The following is a 21,318-nucleotide window of genomic DNA, read 5'->3' on the forward strand; positions in this document are numbered from 1 at the left end:
ATGGTAGTCTTTTTATTATCTATTAGTCCATTCCTGGATCATAAAAGTTACCAAGAATTTTAACATTATCGGCAATACTCACAAAGGCAGCTGGGTCTGCAGCTTCCATCGCTTCCTCTAATGTATGCATTTCGTAACGCGTAATGACAGTGAAGAGAATTGTTTTTTTATCATGTTTAAACGCACCCTCAGCATCATGGATAATCGTGATCCCACGACGTAAACGGTCTTGAACTTCATCAATTACCAGGTCTGGTTTATTCGTAATAATCATGACTTGCATTTTTTGTTGCTTTGTAAAGACAATATCTGTCACTTTCCCAGTTACAAATATCGAAAGTAAACTGTAGAACGCATATTTCCAACCAAATAAATAGCCTGCCGTAAAAGCAATCATCCCATTTAGGATGGTATTAATGGCGCCAACATTCCGACCAGTTGCTTGGCGGATACTAATACTAATAATATCCAGTCCACCTGAGGAAATTCCATTTTTAAGAGCAAATCCAATGGCAAATCCATTAATTGCTCCACCAAAGATGGCACAAATAATAGGGTCTGTTGTAAGAGTCGTCACTGGCACTAGCTGAATCGCGATTGTTGCTAAAGATACGCTGATGAAAGTAAAAATAGTAAACTTCTTGTTAATCTTTCGCCACGCTAAAATAAATAGCGGGATGTTTAGTGAATAGTAAATAAGTGAAACCGGTGGTTTAAATCCTAATGATTTTTCCAATACGGTTGTTAAAATTTGGGCTATACCCGTTACCCCACTTGCATAGATGTTTCCCGGTTGCCAGAAAAGATTCAAAGCGATGGCTGCTAAGATAGCATAGATAATCGCGACGGACCCTTTCGTCGTGTACTCATAATTTGATAACTTCTTCTGGAATTCTTTCATCGTCTAATGATTCTCTCCTCAGTCAATTTAATTACCACTATTATACGACTATACCAAATACAAAGAAAGGGTAAAGCCTAAGCTTTACCCGATTTTAATCTATTCTTTTAGATTCTCATTCTGTTTTCTGAAACTTCTCATATAACAGGTTTATTTTTCACTACTATCCACTAATAAGCTCAAGTCTGCTAATTGTTGATCTGATACTTGACCTGGCGCTTCATTCATCGGATCAATCGCTTTACTATTTTTAGGGAAAGCAATCACTTCACGAATATTATCTTTACCAGCAAGTAACATCGCAAGACGGTCTAACCCTAATGCAATACCGCCATGTGGTGGGAACCCGTAATCTAACGCCTCTAATAAGAAACCAAATTGTTCTTCTGCAGATTCTTTCGTGAATCCTAATACTTCAAACATTTTTTCTTGAACTTCACGAGTATGAATACGCGTTGAACCGCCACCTAATTCATAACCATTTAAAACAATATCATACGCTTCAGCGTAAACTTTTGAAGGATCTGAATCTAATAACGGCAAGTCGCTTGCTTTTGGCATTGTGAATGGATGATGTGCTGATGTATAACGTTCCGCTTCTTCATCGTACTCAAGTAATGGCCAATCTACTACCCATAGGAAATTGAATTTAGACTCGTCAATTAAGCCTAACTCTTTACCTAATTTATTACGAAGAGCGCCTAAAGCAGCCGCTACAACTTCTGGTTTATCTGCAGCAAACATAATTAAATCGCCTGCTTCAGCTTTTGTTGCACTAATTAATGCGTCTTCATGACCTACCATAAATTTAGCGATTGGTCCTTTTAGACCTTCCTCATCAACTTTTAACCAAGCTAATCCTTTAGCACCGTATTGACCAACGAATTCTCCTAATTTATCCATGTCTTTACGTGAATAATTATCAGCAGCACCTTTAGCCACGATTGCTTTGACTTGTCCTTCATTTTCTAAAGCCATTTGGAATACTTTAAATTCAACAGGTTTTACTGTTTCACTTAAATCAATTAATTCCATTTCAAAACGTGTATCGGGTTTGTCGTTACCATAACGTGCCATAGACTCATCGTAGCTAATACGAGGGAACGGTAGAGTAACATCAATTCCTTTAACATCTTTCATGACTTTAGCAACAAGTTGTTCTGTATGGTCTTGAATTTCTTCTGGTGTTAAGAAACTTGTTTCAATATCAATTTGTGTAAATTCAGGCTGACGGTCACCACGTAAATCTTCATCACGGAAACAACGAACGATTTGGTAATAACGGTCAAATCCAGCACCCATCAATAACTGTTTTGTGATTTGTGGTGATTGAGGTAAGGCATAAAAATGCCCTTCTTGAATACGTGATGGTACTAAATAATCACGTGCGCCTTCTGGTGTTGATTTATTTAAATAAGGTGTTTCTACATCGATAAAATCTTCGCCATCAAGGTATGAACGAACTGATTTAGTAATCGCATGACGCAAACGGAAGTTGCCTAACATTTCCGGACGACGTAAATCTAAATAACGATATTTAAGACGTAAATCATCATTTACTTGATCTGCTTCATCAATCAAGAATGGTGTTTGTTTCGCCGCATTTAAAATCGAAATCTCTGATGCAATCACTTCAATTTCACCTGTTGCCATATTTGGATTAATAGCAGAACCTTCACGAGCCGCCACTGTTCCCTTAATTTCAATAACATATTCTGAACGACATGTATCTGCCATTTCCCACGCTTCTTTATTTGTTTCAGGATTGAATACGATTTGAACAAAACCACTACGGTCACGTAAATCGATAAAAATTAAATTACCTAAATCACGACGCTTTTTAACCCAACCTTTTAATGTTACCTCTTGATCTAATTGAGCTTTTGATACCTCGCCACAATAATTTGTTCTCTTTGTCATAGCTGAAAACCTCTCTCTTTTAAATTAGTTGATAGATGCTAATAAATCGTCATATACTTTCGTAAAATCGCTGTAAATATCTGTTAAAGCAACTGATACTTCTTTCCCTGTTGCCATATGTTTCATGTTTACTTTACCTTCTGCCAATTCATTCTCACCAATCGTTAAAGCTACAGTCGCGTTTAATTTATTAGCTGATTTGAATTGTGCTTTCACTTTACGATTCATAAAGTCACGTTCTGCGACAAAACCAGCTTGACGAATTGCTTGTACTAGTTTCAACGCCTCACAATTTGTTTCTTCCCCTAACGCCACTACATACGCGTCAACTTTATCTTCTATGGGAACCTCAATTCCCTCTGCTTCAAGCGTAATTAATGTACGTTCTGCACCTAATGCAAAACCAAAACCTGGTGTTTTCGGTCCACCTAATTCTTCAACTAATCCGTCATAACGGCCACCAGCACAGATTGTTGTAATCGCTCCACCAAAACCTGGTGCATCACTCATAATCTCAAAAATAGTGTGATTATAGTAATCTAAACCACGAACCATACGGTGATCAATTTCATACGGAACTTCTAACGCTTCAAGCATATCTGTCACTTGTTTAAAGAATGCTGCTGATTCGTCACTTAAATAATCTAAAATAGAAGGGGCATTTTCTACAATCACTTTATCTTTTCTATCTTTACTATCAAGTACACGTAAAGGATTATCATGTAGACGTTTTTTAGAGTCTTCACTTAATTCTTCAGCCTGTGGTTCTAAATAATCGATTAACGCCTGACGATAGGTTTGACGATCCTCTTTTGAACCTAATGAATTAATAACTAGACGCAAATGTTTAATTCCTAACTCTTTGTAGAAACTCATTGCCATCATAATTGTTTCAACGTCAGTAGCTGGATTACTGCTGCCAAATACTTCCACACCGATTTGATGGAATTGACGAAAACGCCCTGCTTGAGGTCGCTCATAGCGGAACATAGGTCCCATATAATATGTTTTATAAGGTTTTTGGAATTCTGGTCCAAATAATTTATTTTCAACAAAAGCACGAACAACTGGAGCTGTTCCTTCTGGACGTAAGGTTATATGACGATCCCCTTTGTCTTTAAAATCATACATTTCTTTTGAGACGATATCTGTAGTCCCACCAACACTACGAGAAATTACTTCATAGTGTTCAAATATTGGTGTCCGTGTCTCATGACAGTCATATGTTTTAAAAATGCGACGTGCCGCTTCCTCAATATATTGCCATTTCTCCACTGTCCCCGGTAAAATATCTGCTGTTCCTTTTGGTTTTTGATATCTCATCTATAATCCCTCTTTCTCTTATACACTCTTAAAAAAACAAAAAAATCCCTGCTTATCGTGTCGATAAACAAGGACGAATGATGTCATACGTGGTACCACCTAGTTTGAAAGATTACTCTTTCCGCTTTAACGATTATCGCTCGCACACGAAGTAGCTCTCACTACTCTATCTCAGAAGGGTCCTTCACACGCTCTTTTATAATTACTTTCAGCCTAGGTAATTTTCTCTTTGATAAAAAATCCTGCTACTCTCTTCGTCATCGACTTATTATATACTACCTAAAAATACTAAAAAAATACCGATAAGTCAAGCCTCCGTCACCTGAAAATAATCATAAATCAAACCTATTTTAGATTTATAACCGACAAAACTACATTAAACAAGATTTATTTGATATAATAGTACCGTTAATAAATTAAAAATGAGGACCTATAATGAAAGCTAAGAAAAAACAATGGAAGATTTACCTCCTGTTTTTACTTGCTACAGCCATTTTGACTGTTAGTTTTGTCGTAACTATTCGTTTGGCCATCGCTGATTTAAACCCTAAACGTGATGTTGTTATCACAGGAAATAAAGCAGTTATTCGCATGGAGCCAGACTTAAACTCTACTAAGATTACAAATAAGAAAATGGGAGATACCATCAAAATTACAAATCGTAAAAAAGACTGGTATCGCGTAAAAGTAGGCAAGAAAAAATATGGATGGTTACCTGTTACTGAAACCAATCGTGGACAAATCAATCACAGTACTAATATAAAAGCACTCTCAAAAAAAGATAATGTTAAAATCAAGCTAAAACCGGATACAGATAGTTTAACTGTCGGAACTCTCTCGGAAAAAGAAGCTATCACTATTACGGCCCAATTAGCTGAATGGTCTCAGATTTCAACAGAAAAAGTAGAGGGATGGGTCTTGACTTCTTCTCTGCGTCAACTGTCAAAACCAGATAAGAATGAAACCGTGTCGACTAATGTTTACGTTAGACAAAAAACAACCTCTCTTTACTCCGAACCTAAAGAGTCAAGCAAAGTTGTATCCAAACTATTTTACAATGATGAATTAATTTATTTATCACGTCAAAATGGGTGGTATAAAGTATTAACGAATAAAGATAAAATTGGCTACATCCCTAACTGGGTGGTTAACTTTACAAAGCCCAATAAAAAACACCCTTACCTTATTAACCCCATTATTGGTAAAACAATCATGCTTGATCCGGGACATGGTGGTGACGACGCTGGAGCCTTAAGTAACGACGAGATTGTCTATGAAAAAACCGTAACGCTGGCTTCTGCCCGTTATGTCAAAAAAGCACTCGAGAAAAAAGGGGCTCACGTTATCTTGACTCGTACTAACGATACAACATTACCACTAGATGACATTACAAAAAAAGAAAACTCATTAGATGTTGATGTTTTTATCAGTTTCCACTACGATTCGACAGAATATAGCAATCAAGCCTCTGGGTTCACTACCTATTACTATAATCCAAACGATCAGTTATTAGCACAATCTGTCAGTGATGAACTTGGAAAAGAATTACCTCTTCCAAATCGTGGAACTGAATTTGGTGATTACATGGTCATTCGTGAGAGTACAACATCTGCCCTATTATTAGAACTTGGCTATATGAACAATGACTTCGATAAAGATCATTTCATTAAAAAATCTTATCAGAAAAAGGTGGCAAAAGCGGTGGCTGATGGCCTTTATAATTATTTCGAAAATCACTAAAAAAAGCTAGTCCGTTATGGACTAGCTTTTTATTTATTTTCTGTATCTAATATAATTGTTGTAGGTCCATCATTTACTAATGCCACTTGCATATCCGCACCAAATTCACCTTCTAACACTTTCAAACCTTCAGCGCGTAATTTTTCATTGAAGTAATCGTATAATGCGGTCGCTTCATCTGGTCTCGCTGCCTCAATAAAACTTGGACGATTTCCTTTTCGTGTATTTGCTAATAATGTAAATTGTGATACTGATAAAATATCACCACCAACATCTTGAATCCCTAAGTTCATTTTTCCTTCTTCATCTTCAAAGATGCGCATTTTACTAATTTTATTCGCTAAATAATCAGCATCCGCTTCTGTATCACCGGTTTTAACACCTACTAATAACATAAACCCTTGTTTAATTTCTGATACGACTTTCTCTTCAATTGTAACACTAGCTGATGCTACTTTTTGTAACACTACTTTCACCTGTATTCCTCCTTAACCATTCGTTCGTCGCACACTATGCACGTCTGGAATGCTCTTAATTTTATCAACAATACGCTCCAAATGAGCTAAGTTTTTAATTTTTACAGTCAGTTGAATTACTGCCATTTTATTTTTAATCGGTTTAGCTTCCACACTAATGAGGTGTTTCGTTGTAGCATTAACCACTTGAAGGACATCGTTTAGTAAACCTGCGCGATCAAAAGCAAATACTTCTAAATCTGCATGGTACTCTGTATTATTTTCAGCAGCGGTATCTTCCCATTCTACTTCAATCAGACGGCACTCTGCTTCTTCATTGTTTACAATATTAGGACAGTCCGATCGATGAATCGAAATTCCACGTCCTTTTGTAATATAACCGACAATCCCATCACCTGGAACAGGGTTACAACACCGACTAATACGGATCAGCAGGTTTTCAACACCTTGAATAACGATCCCATCTTCATGGCGAACTTTAATTTTATCGTTCTCTTTTTTACCACCATTAGCAAGAATATCATCTACTTCTTGTTGCTTACGCTCTTGATCTTGTAGTTCACGTTCTTCTTCAGTCAATCTATTCGCAGCAATAATTGGTGTTATTTCGCCAAACCCAATCGCTGCGTAAAAATCATCCTCAGTTTGCACATTAAGGCGTTCTGCTGCTTCAGCTAATTTCGCTTTTGTTAAAATTTCTTTTGGTTTAAAATTCATGCTCAGCAGTTGTTTTTCTAACGCCTCTTTTCCTTTTATCACTGTTGCTTCACGGTCCTGTGATTTAAAGAATCGTTTAATTTTATTACGTGCTCGAGAGGTCGCTACCATTTTAATCCAATCACGACTTGGACCGAATGAATTGCTAGAAGTTAACACCTCTAAGATATCGCCATTTCTAAGTTTATAATCAAGCGGAACCATCTTTCCATTAACTTTAGCTCCTGTGGTTTTATTCCCTACCTCAGTATGAATATTATAAGCAAAATCAAGTGGAACAGACCCTTTAGGCAATTCTGTAACGTCCCCTTTAGGTGTAAAGACATAGACTTTATCACTAAAAATATCGCCTTTGACCCCTTCCATGAACTCCGCCGCATCATAACTTTCATCTTGCAATTCGATAATTTCATGGAACCAACTTAATTGTTTAGATTCTTGATCTTCTTCTTGTTTATCTGTCTTGCCTTCTTTATAAGCCCAGTGAGCCGCAACCCCATACTCGGCAATTTGATGCATCTCTTGCGTCCGAATCTGCACTTCAACAGGTTTACCTTGAGGCCCTATCACCGTTGTATGTAGCGACTGATACATATTCGCTTTTGGCATTGCTATATAGTCTTTAAAACGACCTGGCATTGGTTTCCACTGGGTATGAATCGCGCCTAAAACAGCGTAACAATCTTTAATGGTGTCCACTACCACACGAATGGCTAGTAAATCGTAAATCTCTTCAAATTCTTTCTTCTTATTCTTCATCTTCAAATAGATGGAATAAATATGCTTAGGTCGGCCGTAAATTTCACCTGTTATTCCTAAATCATCAATGGAATCTTTAATATCAGAAACGGTTTGTTCAATGTAAACCTCACGTTCCCCTCGTTTAGAATCCATCAAATTAACAATACGATAATATTGGTTCGGGTTCAAATAGCGTAAAGACGTATCCTCAAGCTCCCATTTAATTTTACTAATACCTAATCGATGTGCCAGAGGGGCATAAATTTCTAACGTTTCATTTGAAATACGACGCTGCTTATCTTCACGTAAATGTTTCAATGTTCTCATATTATGAAGGCGATCGGCTAATTTAACCATGATGACACGTAAATCTTGTGCCATCGCTAATAACATTTTGCGGTGATTCTCTGCTAATTGTTCTTCATGAGATTTATATTTAATTTTCCCAAGTTTGGTTACACCGTCAACAAGCATCGCTACGTCTGGTCCAAATTCTTTAGCTAAATCTTCTAATGTTACATCTGTATCTTCGACAACATCATGCAAAAATCCTGTTGCCACTGTATGGGGATCCATCTTCAAATTTGCTAAAATACCGGCAACTTGAATCGGATGAATAATATAAGCTTCTCCTGATTTTCTAAATTGGTGTTGGTGAGCTTCTGTGGCAAAACAACATGCCTTCTCCACAAAAGCCACATTTGCGCTACTCATATAGCCTGACACCATTTCAATCACATCTGCTCCACTATATATTACTTCTTTTGGCATGTGTCTCACTCCTTTTAGTTAGTTATCTATCAAACTACCCTTATTTAATCGTGGTTATATGTTATTCATTATACAAACTTTACTTAGCCTTTTCAATCATAGCCCCTTGATAAGTCAAGGTTGTTCGTTATTTTAAAAATAAAGTTATCATTTTTTCTTTCAGTTTAGAATAAGGTGGGTTCATCAGTGATAAACGGAGCAAACTACTTCGTTTTAAAATCGATTTTTGATGAGTAAAGCAAGCAAAACTTGCCTTACCATGATACTGTCCCATCCCAGACTGTCCTACACCACCAAAAGGTAGATGACTATTGGCAAGATGAAGAATCGTATCGTTAACCGTGCTCCCGCCAAAAGAAAGACGTGTTGTAAGATAACTTGCTTCTTTACTACTTTGAGTAAATGGATAAAAAGCAAGAGGTTTCTCCTTGGACTCAATAAATTGAAGGGCTTCTTCTAATGACTCATAACTCAAAATAGGTAAGATGGGTCCAAATACCTCCTCCTCCATGGACATAAGTGCGGTTGTCATTGACCCTTTTAACAAAGTAGGTGCTACATAATTTATCATTTTATCAATTTGTCCACCAAAGACAACGTACTCTTGATCTTGTTTCATTAATTTTTCTAGCCTCAAGGTTGCACGTTCATTAGCTACTCGCCCATACTCATCTGATTGAGCTGGATCAACTCCATAAAAGTCAACAAGCTTCTGTTTCACTAAGTTAATAAACTCATCATGATACTTTTTGTCTACTAAACAATAATCTGGTGCGACACATGTTTGACCCGCATTTAAAAACTTTCCCCAAACCACACACTCAGCCGCATGGGATAATTTAGCTTTATCTGTAATAAGCGCAGGACTCTTCCCACCTAGTTCCAATGTGACAGGCGTTAGATGATGACTCGCTGCCGCCATTACACTTTTTCCAACGGTTGAACTTCCTGTAAAAAATATCTTGTCAAATCGGTAAGTCAACACTTCTATATTTCGTTCTTTATTACCTTCGAAAAAGAAAATATATTCTTCTGGAAAAGTTGCTGCCATTAATTCCATCAACACTTTATTGATGGCTGGTGTTGTTTCTGACAATGCTACCATCGCCACATTCCCACCAGCTATAGCTCCAACTAACGGATCTAGACTTAACAATAACGGATAATTAAAGGCACTGATAATAAAAACCTGCCCTAATGGCTCTGCTTGCGTATAACTTTTGGCAGGCAATAAAAAGAGAGGCGTTTTAACACGCTGTTTCTTTTGCCAAACAGAAATGTTTCTTTGTATAAGATTAATACTTTCATACAACACACCCAACTCTGACATATAAGTTTCTAGCGAATGCTTCCCTAAATCTTTTTCCATCGCTTTGGAGAGCGCTACCTCATTAGCTTTCAAAACTTCTTTTAATTTCTGTAAGTTTTGCTTTCTATAAATAACTTCTTTCGTTTTTCCTGTTTTATAAAATGCCTTTTGCTTAGAGATAATATCTTCTACACCAAACATTTGGTATCCCTCCTTCACGACTTAATTTTTATCTACTATTATAGCACACTACTTATTAGCTAATCGTACAAAAAAAGGTCACCCCTTAATGGGCCGACCTTAAAAACTAAACTAATAAATCAAAATGATAACTTGCCGCACCTAGTAGATAAAGTGGCGCTGTTTCCGCTCGTAAAATACGAGGTCCTAAAGCACAGACATTCCCCCCTAGAGTTTGGAATACGTCAATCTCGTTAGGAGATAGTCCACCCTCTGGTCCAAAGATAACAAGCAAGCGTTGGTTAGGTTGAATCGTTTGGAAAGTCTTAACTAATTCGCCCGCCTCACCTTGCTTAGCTGATTCTTCATAGGCAATCAAAATCGCATCATACTCCGAAAAAATAGTTTCGAACTCTTTTGCTTTTTCATACAGTGTTACAGTAGGCTGAACATGACGGTGAGACTGCTCAGCTGCTTCTTTAGCAATCTTAGCAAGTCGTTCTTGACGCTTCGCTAATTTTTTACCATCCCATTTTACAACGGACGTTTGGCCTGGAAAACCAACAAAATGGCTGGCGCCCATCTCTGTCCCTTTTTGAACCACAAGATCGAGCTTGTCCCCTTTTGTATACCCACATGCAAGGGTGATAGCAATCGGTAATTCTTTATCCTGTGTCTCTTTTTCAAGTTCTGTAAGGAAAATAGCATCTCCACTAATCTCTGTCACTTCTGCAACAACTGCCACCGAGTCACTGAATACAAGATAACATTTGTCTGCCACCTTCATACGCATCACATGAGCAGCATGATGAAAATCATCACCCGTTAATTTTAACGGTTCACCCTGACTTGCATCATAGGATTCCTCTAAAAAATAACGTTGCATCTCTTATTCTCCCTCAACCGGTTTTGTTAAGATAATACCAAACCAATCCCCTTGTTGTAGAATTTCCGATACTGTAAAGCCAATTTCTTTTAAGGCATCCATTACTTCCTCTTTTTTATCTTCGATAATACCTGAGACAATAAATTTACCGCCAGGTTTAACTAAGTTCCAAGCATCTGGAATTAAACGTAAAATAATTTCAGCTAAAATATTAGCCACAACGACATCCGCTTGAGTGGATACACCGTTTAATAAATCATTCGCACTCACTTGTACATCAGAAGCAACAGGGTTCATGTCCATATTTTCCTGGGCTGCAGCAACTGCCACTTCATCTAAATCATAAGCATAAACTTTATCTGCCCCTAAATGCTTGCTGGCAATACTTAAAACACCTGAACCTGTTCCTACATCTAAAACAGTCTCCCCACCACGTAACACGATTTCAAGCGCATGTAAGCTCACCATCGTTGTTGGATGTGTCCCTGTTCCAAATGCCATACCTGGATCAAGTTTGATAATTTTTTCATCTGGATTTTTAACCTCATAGTCTACCCAATTTGGTACAACTGTCAAATAACGGCTAATATTAACCGGATGATAATATTTCTTCCAAGCAGTAGCCCAGTCATCCTCTGCCACTTCACTCATTTCAAGTTTATTTTCTCCAATTTCTAAGCCAAATTCTGGTAATTTAGCAATACGTTCTTTAATAGTTGGCAATAACTCTGGTAAAAAAGTTGTTTCTGGGAAGTAAGCCATCACGATTGCCCCTTCAGAAATATGATCAATTGTTTCTGCATCTAATAACTCACCATAAGCATCACCTACAAAATTTTCGATATCTAACGCATCTTCAATGGCGACACCACTTGCGCCGACTTCCATCATAATATTCGAAACTGCCTCAACTGCTTCGCTTGCTGTCGTTACTTTTAATTCTGTCCATCTCATCGTCGTCACCTCTTAATATTTTGGATAGGCTGTGTAATCTGTTAAGCCAGTCACTTCTGATAATACTTTTTCAAACGCTGCATTGTCCCAATTAAGTTCAAATACTTCTGCTTCTTCGTCACCTAAAAAATCTAACAAATCACTTTCGCCTTCAGTTAAAACGTCTTTAAAGTATGTCGCCACTGCTACAAGAACACGTTTTTGAATCCCTTTTTTACCTTCATAAGGAATCATTGCTAAGTACTCTTCTTCATTTGGTGTGAATTTATCTGGATTATATAATACTAAACTGTCTTCAAATTCAATAACCTCTTCTTCAGAATGAACCCCTTCTGTATCTTCAATCGCTTGGTCTGTTTGATTTTGAGCATAAATAACCCCAATCACTTCTACTGTATGATTTTTTGTATTCCAATCAATTGCGAAATCGTAATCGCCAAAGTTTTTCTCTAATTGTGCTTCTAAAAAGTACAACATATTATCTTTTTTCATCGTTTCATCCCTCTCTCTTTAACCGACCGTATAAAATGTCAGTAAGTCCTTTTCCTATTATAACGATTTCTAGGTTAAAAGGCGACTACTCTTTTCAAATCTGCTAGGACAAGATGATAAGATAAACTATGTTATAATAGAAGCATTACATTTAACAGATAAGGAGAGATAATATGCATCAACCACTAGCTTTTCGTATGCGCCCCAAAACTTTAAAAGACGTTGTAGGTCAGCAACATTTAGTTGGCGAAGGAAAAATTATTAGACGCATGGTTCAAGCCGAAATGTTATCCTCTATGATTTTATATGGCCCACCTGGCACAGGAAAAACGAGTATCGCAAGTGCCATAGCCGGCTCAACTCAATTTGCTTTCCGCATGTTAAATGCTGCAACTGATACAAAAAAAGATTTACAAATCGTTGCCGAAGAAGCAAAGATGAGCGGCACTGTCATTTTATTACTTGATGAAATACACCGCTTAGATAAAACCAAACAAGATTTTCTTTTACCTCATTTAGAAAATGGAAAAATTATTTTAATCGGTGCGACAACAGAAAATCCCTATATTAATATCAATCCAGCCATCAGAAGTCGAACACAAATTTTTGAAGTCAAACCGTTAACGGAAGACGACATCGTTCGTGCGATTACGGCTGCGCTCCAAGATAAAGAACGAGGACTAGGCAATGAAACGATTGCCATTGAAGACTTAGCATTAACTCACCTGTCACGCGCGACAAATGGTGATTTGCGTAGTGCCTTAAACGGATTAGAGTTAGCTGTTAAATCAACAGAACCTGATGAAGATGGCACAATTACCATTACACTGGCTATCATAGAAGAGTGTATCCAACTAAAATCACTGACTCATGATAAAAATGGCGACGGTCATTACGATGTCATTTCAGCCCTACAAAAATCAATTCGAGGCAGTGATGTTAATGCTGCTCTTCACTATTTGGGTCGATTAGTTGAAGCTGGTGATTTATTTATTATTTGCCGACGATTAATGGTGATTGCTTACGAAGATATCGGTTTAGGAAACCCACCCGCTGCCGCACGAACAGTTAGTGCTGTTCAAGCTGCTGAAAAATTAGGCTTTCCCGAAGCACGAATTCCTCTAGCAAACGCTGTTGTTGATTTATGCTTATCACCAAAATCAAATTCAAGTTATGTCGCTCTTGATGCTGCTATTGCTGATATCAGAGATGGTAAAGCTGGGTTTATCCCTGACCATCTAAAAGACAGTCACTACAAGGGCGCAAAAGACTTAAATCGCGGCGTTGACTACCAATACCCTCATGCCGTTTCATCTGGCTGGGTAAAACAACAATACTTACCTGATAAAATTAAAAATGCTCGCTACTATGAACCCAAATTAACAGGTAAATACGAGCAAGCGCTAGCTCAGCGTTATCATGAAATAACAAAATTATCCTAAAAATAACTACAGCAAGAGAAAGTGTTTCCATTGAAGACTTCGTAGTCCTATGCTATTATAGAGATGGGTAATCTGTGATGTTCGAGTCACTCCACTCTGTGTTGACCGAACAATTTTAGTATTACATCGGGATTCAACGAATTCAAAAGGAAAACAAGCCTTATCTCTTGGTAGTTTGACATTTGGATAGCGAAGCCCACCTGCTTACTGCGGGATCAATACTACGGCGTGATCAACGGCATCAACGGACACTACCCATAATTAAGACATCCTAAGCAATTTGCTCAAGCAAGTTGCTTTTTATTCTATTAAGGAGCTTTACCATGATTAGAATTTTACTTGCTATTATTATTATCGTGTTACTTATTACTGCAAAATACTTAAATTCACACTCAGAGTCCATCTGTAAAATATTTGGAACAACTGAAGAAGACAGTCAGGCTATTGATAAAACGTTACAGAAGTTCAGTAAAGCTTGCTTACTTTTTAGTGCTTTAGGTCTGGCTGCATTCTTACTCAATCACCAACTGATTGCTATTATCTATATCTGTTTAGTGATTTTAACATCTGCTATTTTTAGTATTAAATTTGCTAAATCACTTTCTTAAAATTATGAAATGAGGTGTTTGACATGTTTGAACAATACGAAACAATTTTAGTTGCAGTCGACGGATCAGATGAAGCGGAGCTCGCTTTTAAAAAGGCGGTCAACGTTGCTAAACGAAACAACGCCAAATTAATCTTGGCACACATTATCGACACACGTGCTTTCCAAACTATCTCATCTTTTGATGAAGACTTAGCTCAACAAGCAACAGATATGGCTAAGAAAACCTTAGATGAATTAGTAGGTTACGCTAATCTTCAAGGTCTAGAAACAATTGAGCCTATCGTAGAATACGGCACACCTAAGACTTTAATTTCTCGTCAATTACCTGATGACTATAATGTAGACTTAATCATGATTGGTGCAACAGGCTTAAATGCTGTTGAACGACTATTAATTGGATCAGTATCAGAATACGTTATCCGTCATGCTCACTGTGATGTCCTGGTTGTCAGAACAGATTTGGAAAATAAACAAACTAGAGAGTAATTTTAATAAGCCTCCTCTTAAATAAGAGAAGGCTTATTTTTTATAAAAAAAGGTAGAAGTCCTAGGACCTCTACCTTTTAACTATTAATTATTAGTTTTTTAATGCTTCAACGTCACGAGCAATCATAACTTCTTCGTCAGTTGGGATTAATAATACTTTAACTTTTGAGTCGTCAGTTGAGATAACAACTTCTTTACCACGAACATTGTTTTTCTCTTTGTCAACTTCACAACCGAACCAAGTGATACCGTTGATGATTTCTTCACGAACCTCAACACCATTTTCACCAATACCTGCAGTGAAGACAATTGCGTCAACACCGTTCATAGCAGCAATGTAGCTACCAATGTATTTTTGAACGCGGTTGTTAAAAATTTCTAATGCTAATTTAGCATTTTCTGAATCTGATGCTTCAACTTCACGCATGTCGCTTGAAATACCAGATAAACCAAGTAAACCTGATTTTTTGTTTAAGATATCAACCATATCTTTAATATCTGTTAAGCCTTCTTTTTCCATTAAGTATGGTAATAATGACGCATCAATATCGCCAGCACGAGTTCCCATAGTAACACCTGCAAGTGGTGTGAATCCCATAGAAGTATCGATTGATTTACCACCATCAACGGCAGTAATTGACGCACCGTTACCTAAGTGACATGTAATAATTTTAAGGTCTTTGATGTCTTTACCTAACATATCAGCAGCACGATCAGCTACATAACGGTGGCTAGTTCCGTGAGCACCATATTTACGTGCTTGATATTTGTCATAGTATTCCATTGGGATACTATATAAATAGTTTACAGCTGGCATTGTTGTGTGGAATGATGTATCAAATACAGCAACGTTTACAGCTCCAGGGACTAATTTTTGGAAAATACGGATAACTTTAGCTTCAGCTGGATTGTGTAATGGTGCAAATTCAGCAAGAGCTTCGATTTTAGCTAACGCTTCGTCATCGATTAAAGCAGACTCTTTAAAGTCTTCTCCACCAGCAACAACACGGTGTCCAGCACCCGTGATTTCATCGAATGAACCGATAATGTTTAATTCGATCATTTTTTCGAAAATACGGTTTACGGCAAATTCGTGATCGTTGATGTCTAATGTTTCATTGAATTTTTTACCTTCACCATATTTAATTGTGAAGATAGAATCGTTTAAACCAATTCTTTCAACGATACCTGACGCGATTACTTCTTCTTGTGGCATTTCGAATAATTGCCATTTTAAACTTGAACTACCAGCATTGATTGCAATTGTTTTTGACATGTTTAAAGCACTCCTTTTGTTTGTTAGATTAAATTTTTTGTCTTCCACGTACTGAATTCTTTGAAAAATTGTTGCACTTGCTGTCCATCTTTAAGCGAAGGGACATCTGCTAGCAGGACTTCTTTGGCCTGTTTGCTTACATCTCCACGATTTTGAATAATGATAATTGATTTACGTGATTGTTTACTTTTAAATAAACTCTCTGGTAATTGCAAGACACCTTGTAAGTAAACCTTCTCTGTCAACCATGTTTTAAGCTCAGAGGCCTGGTCTGTTTCTAAGAAGTTACTTGGAACTAAGAACAGTCCAAAACCATCATCTTTCACATAATTCATGCTTTGTTCCATTAATAAATGGTGCGCATAACTATGCCCCTCCTCTGCGCTTGTCACAAACTTACTTGCTTGCTCATCATGAGGATAGTAACCAATAGGCAGATCTGCAATCGCTACATCACCTGGTTCGATTAATAAGTGTTGCATGCTATCTTGATGATACAACTGAACAGCTTGTTCTAACCATTCTGTTGTAACAGCAGTTACTGCTAGCAATGTATCATCTACATCAATCCCATTTCCTTGCGTATGATAACCTGCTAATTGTAAGTTTGTCATCACCGTTAGGAGTAGATTGCCCATTCCAACAGTTAAATCATTGATAATAAGTGGCTTGTCCTTTTGTGGACTTAGTTGTTCCACTAAGTAGACAAATAGAAAGCCCAAAGTATCAGGTGTTAACTGATGATTAGGTTGTAATTGTTCAGACATTGTCCCTTTAAGAAGTAACAATTGGCTAACTTTACGACGTTCTTCTACTTCAAGTTCTAATTCTTTGAACTCTTTGTATAAGGCTTCGATTTTAGTTTTTGTTGCGTCATCGGGTAAATTATCTTCAACACGCACTTGATAATCATCATTCATGTTTTCGCCGTTTTCAATGTAGGCATCTACAAAAGAAATAGTTAAAGACGACTGTAACAATTGAATGGCATTGTCTAATAAATTAAAACCTGATTCAATCTTATTTTGAGGCATTCTCTCATCTCTTTCCTTTGTATAATATAACAATTTATGTACCTTACCCATTTTAGCGAAATTACTAGCAATATTCAAGCTTTTTAGCTACTTATCTTATTTATCTTCTAATCCTCTATTGCGGTATTTTTGACTAAAACTAATACACATCTCAAACCTGATTTCTCCCCTTGGTTTGAGATGTGCATTCTCTTATATTTAATTTTACGCCATTAATTTAAAGCGCTTTTCTAATTTCTTCTGGCCCGAACTAATTCCAATACACAATAACCAATAGATAATCGCTACTAAAATATATAAACTCATATAATCAAATTCACGGCCACCAATGATTTTTGCTTTTTGAAACATCTCTGGCACAGTTATCATCGCTGCCAAAGATGTTCCTTTTACCAAATCCATCGCCACATTTCCTAAAGCAGGCAATGCCAAACGAAACGCTTGCGGCATAATAATATGACCAATCACTTGAGTAAAGGACATACCGAGTGAACGTGCTGCATCCCACTGACCATCCTCGACACCTAAGATTGCGCCACGATATATTTCCCCGATAAAAGCACTACTTGTTAAAGTAAAACAAATAATCACAGCTTGTAGGGCACTCAACTGAATGGGTAAACCAAAGTACAATAGGAATAATAAAACTAAACCCGGTACACCTCTTAAAAATGACAAATAAAATTTAATAATCCCTTGTACTATTTTTAGGGGAAGCAATCCTAGAACCGCTAGAACTATTCCGACAATATTTCCCAATATAAACGTCACCACGCTAATCCCTATTGTATAAGGCAGTCCTTGTAAAATATAAGGAAGAGAGTCAATCATTAAACTCACATTAATTTTTGGAACATAAACAACTGCTAACATTAATCCACTTCCACTCGACGATCAATTTTCACTTTTGGTTCAACCGAAACATCTGTATCGAAGAACTGTTTTGAAATCTTAGTTAACGTCCCATCATCCTTCATTTCGTTTAATGCCCCATCAATTTTTTCACGCAATGCTTTATTTTCTTTCAGATATAAAAAACCTGATGTCGAGGCATTAAAGTAAACATCTTCTAAAATCTTAACAGGGATATCGGGTAATGCTCCTACTGACATTTTTTGTAAATAGTAATCATTAATAATCACATCTGTACGCCCATTAGCTACATCTGTCAGGTATTGGTCATTCGTCGCATTGTCATAACTTACCAACTCCGCTCCAAACTGTTCTGCCATCTTCATGTAACCCGTTGTCCCCTCACCAGCTGCTTTCTTCCCTTTTAAATCTTCTAGTTCTTTAATACCAGAATCATCACTCTTACGCACAATTAAACTATCAAAAGAATGTTTCAACGGAACTGACAAGGCAAATGTTTTTTCACGCTTCTCATTCATTGAGGAATCATTCGCTACAAAATCAGCCGTTCCTTTTTTTAATGACGCAATTGTACCATCTACGTTGTATTCTTTAAATTCAGCCTCAACACCTAAGCGCTTCGCCACTTCTTTAGCAATTTCAACATCATAACCTGTTAGTTCATTTTTATCATTGGAATACGATGATGGAAACAAAGTGCCAGATGTCGCTACAACCATTTTTTTAGCTTTTTCGACTTTAGACCAACTATCATCTTTCGGCGCAGTCTTTTCTTTTTCCTCTTTAGGTGATGAGCATCCTACTAATAATACACTCGCTGCTACAATTCCTAATCCTACTAACCAACTTTTTTTCATTATATTGTCCCACTTTCTTTTCTATAATAATCAGGTAAAATAAATTGATTGTTCGCCTCAAATTCTCGGCCCACTTGAAATAAAAGATCCTCTCGACCTTTTGACGCCATAAATTGAATACCCACTGGTAAACCTAACGGACTGACATAGATAGGTAAACTAATAGACGGTTGACCTGTCAAATTAGCCAACTGAGTATACGGCGTGATTTTTAAACTATCATGGAACATATCAAAAACAACCTGTTCCAATTCTTCTAAACTGGCAAACTCTGCTTTTGATAATCTCATTCTAATCGCGTCACTTTGTAAATCAGTATCTAGCTTTGGTGCGACGCTTGTAGCTGTTGGCGATAAAAACAAATCAAATTGATCAAATAGTTGCTCCATTTGATAAGCTGCTGCATCCCATTTTCCTAGAGCCGATATATAGTCTTTTGCTTTCATCTTCTTACCGTATTGATAAATCCCCCAGCTCATGGGTTCCATATCATCTACTTGAAGCTCTCGTCCTAGTCCCTGTTCAATTTGAGACATCATATTATCCGTCTCAGCACCGTTCATTTGATAATAACTTTGAATGAGCATCTTCCCATCTACAGGATACGGAACTTCAACAAGCTCATGGCCTTGATTGGCTAAAAAATCACACGCCTTATAAAAAGCTTCCATCGCTTCATCAGATACTTTATTTCCAATCGGTGACGTGGCACAACATGCAATTTTCAGGTGCTGTTTCACCGGCTGATTATTTAACAAAGGAGCATGATAAGGGGCTGCCACATGATTGCCCTCCATACTTTTAAATAATGTTTCTGTGTCACGCATCGAAACTGTCAAAGCAAAATTAATAGAAGCACCTTGCCAGTCTCTCCATCCCGAAGGACCTGTTGGCATACTTCCTCGTGTTGGCTTTAAGCCAATTACACCGGAAAAACTAGCTGGTATTCGAATAGAACCTCCACCATCACTTGCTGCCGCTATTGGATACATCCCACTAGCAAGAGCTGAAACCGCTCCACCACTAGAGCCCCCAGCATGATAATCTGTATGCCAGACATTTTTTGTTGCCCCATAAAGTTTTGGGTCTGTTACATTTTTAAATCCAAACTCTGGCGCATTTGTTTTACCAAAAGGGATAAACCCATTTTTTTCCAATCGCTCTACAAAAAAGTCAGTTTGACTGCTTCTTACATCTTTAAATAAACAAGAACCTGCTGTTGCCCCCAAGCCTTCTTTATCCTGACCTAACATCTTAAGTGCGATCGGTACCCCACCAAAAGGACCTTGTATAACTGATTCTTTAGCTTGTTTTAATGCACGGGATAAATCATGCTCAACCACCGTATTATATAGCGGGTTTAACCGTTCAATCTTTCGATTTGTTTCTTCTAATAATTCAACTGGTGACACGTTCTTTTCACGAACTTGTTCTGCCCAAAATGTTGCGTCTCTCATGATAATCTCCTTTCCTACAACCATATTGATTATAGCAAGGCTTACTATTTGTGAAAGTAAATCCGACTTTTTAGCCTCTATTTCTCTTTTATGGCAATACAAAAAAAAATTGCTCCTTGATATGATGGGATTTCTCCTTCATACAAAAGAACAATTTTGGTTTTTTCATTTTTTATACTTGGCTCATTGGACGAGTTAACTGATAAAAAGGAACCAATTTAGCATACGTCTCAACCATATAATCGATCGCCTTTTCTGGCTGATTTAGTAACTCATCTGTTTTAAGTAAAATACGTCCTAGTTGAAATTCACCTTTTTTTACATCTCGCCATCTTGTTAGGGCAGCTATTAAATCCGCGTCTTTAAGAGAGTGATAATTATTGACGGTATGGTCTAAATTAATCATGAAATCGTCAGGCAGCGCATCAAATAGACCCTTTTCCTTCATCAACGCATCAGCCATCGTTTTTTCATTAAGTGGATTATCAATAAATGACAACCACATCACGATGTACTCGCCATTAATTCCTAAAGTAAAGTGTGGGTACTTTTTATAGCCTCGTTTATCTCCACCCATAGCTGACCAAGTAAAATCAGGTGCATTAGTTGTACGGCGTCTATGTTGTGCAATATGGATAATTAATTCTTCCCCTAATACTGGTTCTAATTCAGTAACAACACGTTCATCTAACGCTTGAAACTTTGGCTGAATGACACGTCTGACTTCGGCCATACGTTCGTCTAACCCTTCTACTTCAAATACATCAAAATCTTGATACTCAAACATTTTTTCACGTCCTCTTCTTCTCAGTCCTATTTATCATAGCATATCTTTCGCTCTAATAATAAAAAAGAAGCATGACCAAAGTCATA

19 protein-coding genes, 1 other RNA gene and 1 other annotated feature are annotated in these 21,318 nt (G+C 37.3%); of the genes, 5 read left to right on the top strand and 15 right to left on the bottom strand.

Annotated elements, in window-relative coordinates:
- Nucleotides 1-22 precede the first annotated feature (22 nt).
- The 3 genes from OL233_RS09905 to hisS form a co-directional block, all read right to left on the bottom strand.
- Nucleotides 23-901 carry a YitT family protein gene (locus OL233_RS09905; RefSeq protein WP_275472151.1) on the bottom strand — a complete coding sequence of 293 codons (879 nt, stop codon included), beginning with the start codon at nucleotides 899-901 and terminating at the stop codon, nucleotides 23-25.
- Nucleotides 902-1,051: 150 nt separating this feature from the next.
- Nucleotides 1,052-2,821 carry an aspartate--tRNA ligase gene (gene aspS / locus OL233_RS09910; RefSeq protein ID WP_275472152.1) on the bottom strand — a complete coding sequence of 590 codons (1,770 nt, stop codon included), beginning with the start codon at nucleotides 2,819-2,821 and terminating at the stop codon, nucleotides 1,052-1,054.
- Nucleotides 2,822-2,845: 24 nt separating this feature from the next.
- The gene (gene hisS, locus OL233_RS09915; protein WP_275472153.1) at nucleotides 2,846-4,144 is read right to left on the bottom strand and encodes a histidine--tRNA ligase; all 1,299 of its coding nucleotides are present in this window, start codon (nucleotides 4,142-4,144) and stop codon (nucleotides 2,846-2,848) included.
- 66 nt (nucleotides 4,145-4,210) lie between these two features.
- Nucleotides 4,211-4,414 (bottom strand) — a binding site (T-box leader).
- A gap of 165 nt (nucleotides 4,415-4,579) precedes the next feature.
- Between hisS and OL233_RS09920 the strand changes: the two genes are divergently transcribed.
- Nucleotides 4,580-5,884: an N-acetylmuramoyl-L-alanine amidase family protein gene (locus OL233_RS09920; protein WP_275472154.1), complete on the top strand. Its 1,305-nt coding sequence runs from the start codon at nucleotides 4,580-4,582 to the stop codon at nucleotides 5,882-5,884.
- 29 nt (nucleotides 5,885-5,913) lie between these two features.
- Here the strand turns inward: OL233_RS09920 and dtd are convergent, their stop codons facing one another.
- From dtd to OL233_RS09950, 6 genes are all read right to left on the bottom strand, one after another.
- Nucleotides 5,914-6,360, bottom strand: a complete 447-nt coding sequence (gene dtd / locus OL233_RS09925) for a D-aminoacyl-tRNA deacylase (protein WP_275472155.1) — start codon at nucleotides 6,358-6,360, stop codon at nucleotides 5,914-5,916.
- Between the two features lie 12 nt (nucleotides 6,361-6,372).
- Complete coding sequence (locus tag OL233_RS09930) at nucleotides 6,373-8,589, bottom strand: RelA/SpoT family protein (protein WP_275472156.1); 2,217 nt, start codon at nucleotides 8,587-8,589, stop codon at nucleotides 6,373-6,375.
- 127 nt (nucleotides 8,590-8,716) lie between these two features.
- Nucleotides 8,717-10,099, bottom strand: coding sequence for an aldehyde dehydrogenase family protein (locus OL233_RS09935; protein ID WP_275472157.1), 1,383 nt, complete (start codon nucleotides 10,097-10,099; stop codon nucleotides 8,717-8,719).
- A 106-nt stretch (nucleotides 10,100-10,205) separates the two neighbouring features.
- On the bottom strand, nucleotides 10,206-10,964 hold the full coding sequence (locus OL233_RS09940) for a 16S rRNA (uracil(1498)-N(3))-methyltransferase (RefSeq protein ID WP_275472158.1): 759 nt from the start codon (nucleotides 10,962-10,964) through the stop codon (nucleotides 10,206-10,208).
- Between the two features lie 3 nt (nucleotides 10,965-10,967).
- On the bottom strand, nucleotides 10,968-11,918 hold the full coding sequence (prmA, locus tag OL233_RS09945) for a 50S ribosomal protein L11 methyltransferase (RefSeq protein ID WP_275472159.1): 951 nt from the start codon (nucleotides 11,916-11,918) through the stop codon (nucleotides 10,968-10,970).
- A 12-nt stretch (nucleotides 11,919-11,930) separates the two neighbouring features.
- Nucleotides 11,931-12,410, bottom strand: coding sequence for a DUF3013 family protein (locus OL233_RS09950; RefSeq protein ID WP_275472160.1), 480 nt, complete (start codon nucleotides 12,408-12,410; stop codon nucleotides 11,931-11,933).
- Nucleotides 12,411-12,583: 173 nt separating this feature from the next.
- Here OL233_RS09950 and OL233_RS09955 point away from each other — a divergent pair, with 173 nt between their 5' ends.
- The 4 genes from OL233_RS09955 (at nucleotide 12,584) to OL233_RS09970 (ending at nucleotide 14,948) form a co-directional block, all read left to right on the top strand.
- A complete protein-coding gene (locus tag OL233_RS09955; protein WP_275472161.1) occupies nucleotides 12,584-13,852 on the top strand; it encodes a replication-associated recombination protein A in 1,269 nt (422 codons plus the stop codon).
- Nucleotides 13,853-13,918: 66 nt separating this feature from the next.
- A non-coding RNA gene (ssrS, locus tag OL233_RS09960) (6S RNA) lies at nucleotides 13,919-14,107 on the top strand.
- A gap of 68 nt (nucleotides 14,108-14,175) precedes the next feature.
- Nucleotides 14,176-14,460, top strand: coding sequence for a hypothetical protein (locus tag OL233_RS09965; protein ID WP_275472162.1), 285 nt, complete (start codon nucleotides 14,176-14,178; stop codon nucleotides 14,458-14,460).
- A gap of 23 nt (nucleotides 14,461-14,483) precedes the next feature.
- Entirely contained in the window at nucleotides 14,484-14,948 is a 465-nt protein-coding gene (locus OL233_RS09970) for a universal stress protein (protein WP_275472163.1), read from the top strand.
- Nucleotides 14,949-15,039: 91 nt separating this feature from the next.
- Here OL233_RS09970 and OL233_RS09975 read toward each other — a convergent pair whose 3' ends face one another.
- The 6 genes from OL233_RS09975 to OL233_RS10000 all read right to left on the bottom strand — a co-directional run bounded on the left by OL233_RS09975 (nucleotide 15,040) and on the right by OL233_RS10000 (nucleotide 21,232).
- Nucleotides 15,040-16,224: an acetate/propionate family kinase gene (locus OL233_RS09975; protein WP_275472164.1), complete on the bottom strand. Its 1,185-nt coding sequence runs from the start codon at nucleotides 16,222-16,224 to the stop codon at nucleotides 15,040-15,042.
- A 23-nt stretch (nucleotides 16,225-16,247) separates the two neighbouring features.
- A complete protein-coding gene (locus tag OL233_RS09980) occupies nucleotides 16,248-17,258 on the bottom strand; it encodes a class I SAM-dependent methyltransferase (protein WP_275472165.1) in 1,011 nt (336 codons plus the stop codon).
- Nucleotides 17,259-17,462: 204 nt separating this feature from the next.
- Entirely contained in the window at nucleotides 17,463-18,131 is a 669-nt protein-coding gene (locus OL233_RS09985; protein ID WP_275472166.1) for an amino acid ABC transporter permease, read from the bottom strand.
- Complete coding sequence (locus tag OL233_RS09990; protein WP_275472167.1) at nucleotides 18,131-18,988, bottom strand: transporter substrate-binding domain-containing protein; 858 nt, start codon at nucleotides 18,986-18,988, stop codon at nucleotides 18,131-18,133. The genes OL233_RS09985 and OL233_RS09990 overlap by 1 nt, the downstream gene beginning before the upstream one ends.
- On the bottom strand, nucleotides 18,988-20,445 hold the full coding sequence (locus tag OL233_RS09995) for an amidase (RefSeq protein WP_275472168.1): 1,458 nt from the start codon (nucleotides 20,443-20,445) through the stop codon (nucleotides 18,988-18,990). The genes OL233_RS09990 and OL233_RS09995 overlap by 1 nt, the downstream gene beginning before the upstream one ends.
- A 172-nt stretch (nucleotides 20,446-20,617) precedes the next feature.
- Entirely contained in the window at nucleotides 20,618-21,232 is a 615-nt protein-coding gene (locus OL233_RS10000) for a DUF1054 family protein (protein ID WP_275472169.1), read from the bottom strand.
- Nucleotides 21,233-21,318: the final 86 nt, after the last annotated feature.

The organism is Vagococcus proximus, from assembly GCF_029143285.1.
Taxonomy (GTDB): domain Bacteria; phylum Bacillota; class Bacilli; order Lactobacillales; family Vagococcaceae; genus Vagococcus_D; species Vagococcus_D proximus.

What these genes read in the sequence shown, in the direction of transcription:
- OL233_RS09965 (WP_275472162.1), top strand. Translation starts at nt 14,176, where the DNA reads ATGATTAGAATTTTACTTGCTATTATTATTATCGTGTTACTTATTACT.
- OL233_RS09940 (WP_275472158.1), bottom strand. Translation starts at nt 10,964, where the DNA reads ATGCAACGTTATTTTTTAGAGGAATCCTATGATGCAAGTCAGGGTGAA.
- OL233_RS09935 (WP_275472157.1), bottom strand. Translation starts at nt 10,099, where the DNA reads ATGTTTGGTGTAGAAGATATTATCTCTAAGCAAAAGGCATTTTATAAA.
- OL233_RS09955 (WP_275472161.1), top strand. Translation starts at nt 12,584, where the DNA reads ATGCATCAACCACTAGCTTTTCGTATGCGCCCCAAAACTTTAAAAGAC.
- OL233_RS10000 (WP_275472169.1), bottom strand. Translation starts at nt 21,232, where the DNA reads ATGTTTGAGTATCAAGATTTTGATGTATTTGAAGTAGAAGGGTTAGAC.
- hisS (WP_275472153.1), bottom strand. Translation starts at nt 4,144, where the DNA reads ATGAGATATCAAAAACCAAAAGGAACAGCAGATATTTTACCGGGGACA.
- OL233_RS09980 (WP_275472165.1), bottom strand. Translation starts at nt 17,258, where the DNA reads ATGCCTCAAAATAAGATTGAATCAGGTTTTAATTTATTAGACAATGCC.
- prmA (WP_275472159.1), bottom strand. Translation starts at nt 11,918, where the DNA reads ATGAGATGGACAGAATTAAAAGTAACGACAGCAAGCGAAGCAGTTGAG.
- OL233_RS09920 (WP_275472154.1), top strand. Translation starts at nt 4,580, where the DNA reads ATGAAAGCTAAGAAAAAACAATGGAAGATTTACCTCCTGTTTTTACTT.
- OL233_RS09970 (WP_275472163.1), top strand. Translation starts at nt 14,484, where the DNA reads ATGTTTGAACAATACGAAACAATTTTAGTTGCAGTCGACGGATCAGAT.
- OL233_RS09975 (WP_275472164.1), bottom strand. Translation starts at nt 16,224, where the DNA reads ATGTCAAAAACAATTGCAATCAATGCTGGTAGTTCAAGTTTAAAATGG.
- OL233_RS09905 (WP_275472151.1), bottom strand. Translation starts at nt 901, where the DNA reads ATGAAAGAATTCCAGAAGAAGTTATCAAATTATGAGTACACGACGAAA.
- OL233_RS09985 (WP_275472166.1), bottom strand. Translation starts at nt 18,131, where the DNA reads ATGTTAGCAGTTGTTTATGTTCCAAAAATTAATGTGAGTTTAATGATT.
- OL233_RS09995 (WP_275472168.1), bottom strand. Translation starts at nt 20,445, where the DNA reads ATGAGAGACGCAACATTTTGGGCAGAACAAGTTCGTGAAAAGAACGTG.
- OL233_RS09950 (WP_275472160.1), bottom strand. Translation starts at nt 12,410, where the DNA reads ATGAAAAAAGATAATATGTTGTACTTTTTAGAAGCACAATTAGAGAAA.
- OL233_RS09930 (WP_275472156.1), bottom strand. Translation starts at nt 8,589, where the DNA reads ATGCCAAAAGAAGTAATATATAGTGGAGCAGATGTGATTGAAATGGTG.
- OL233_RS09990 (WP_275472167.1), bottom strand. Translation starts at nt 18,988, where the DNA reads ATGAAAAAAAGTTGGTTAGTAGGATTAGGAATTGTAGCAGCGAGTGTA.
- aspS (WP_275472152.1), bottom strand. Translation starts at nt 2,821, where the DNA reads ATGACAAAGAGAACAAATTATTGTGGCGAGGTATCAAAAGCTCAATTA.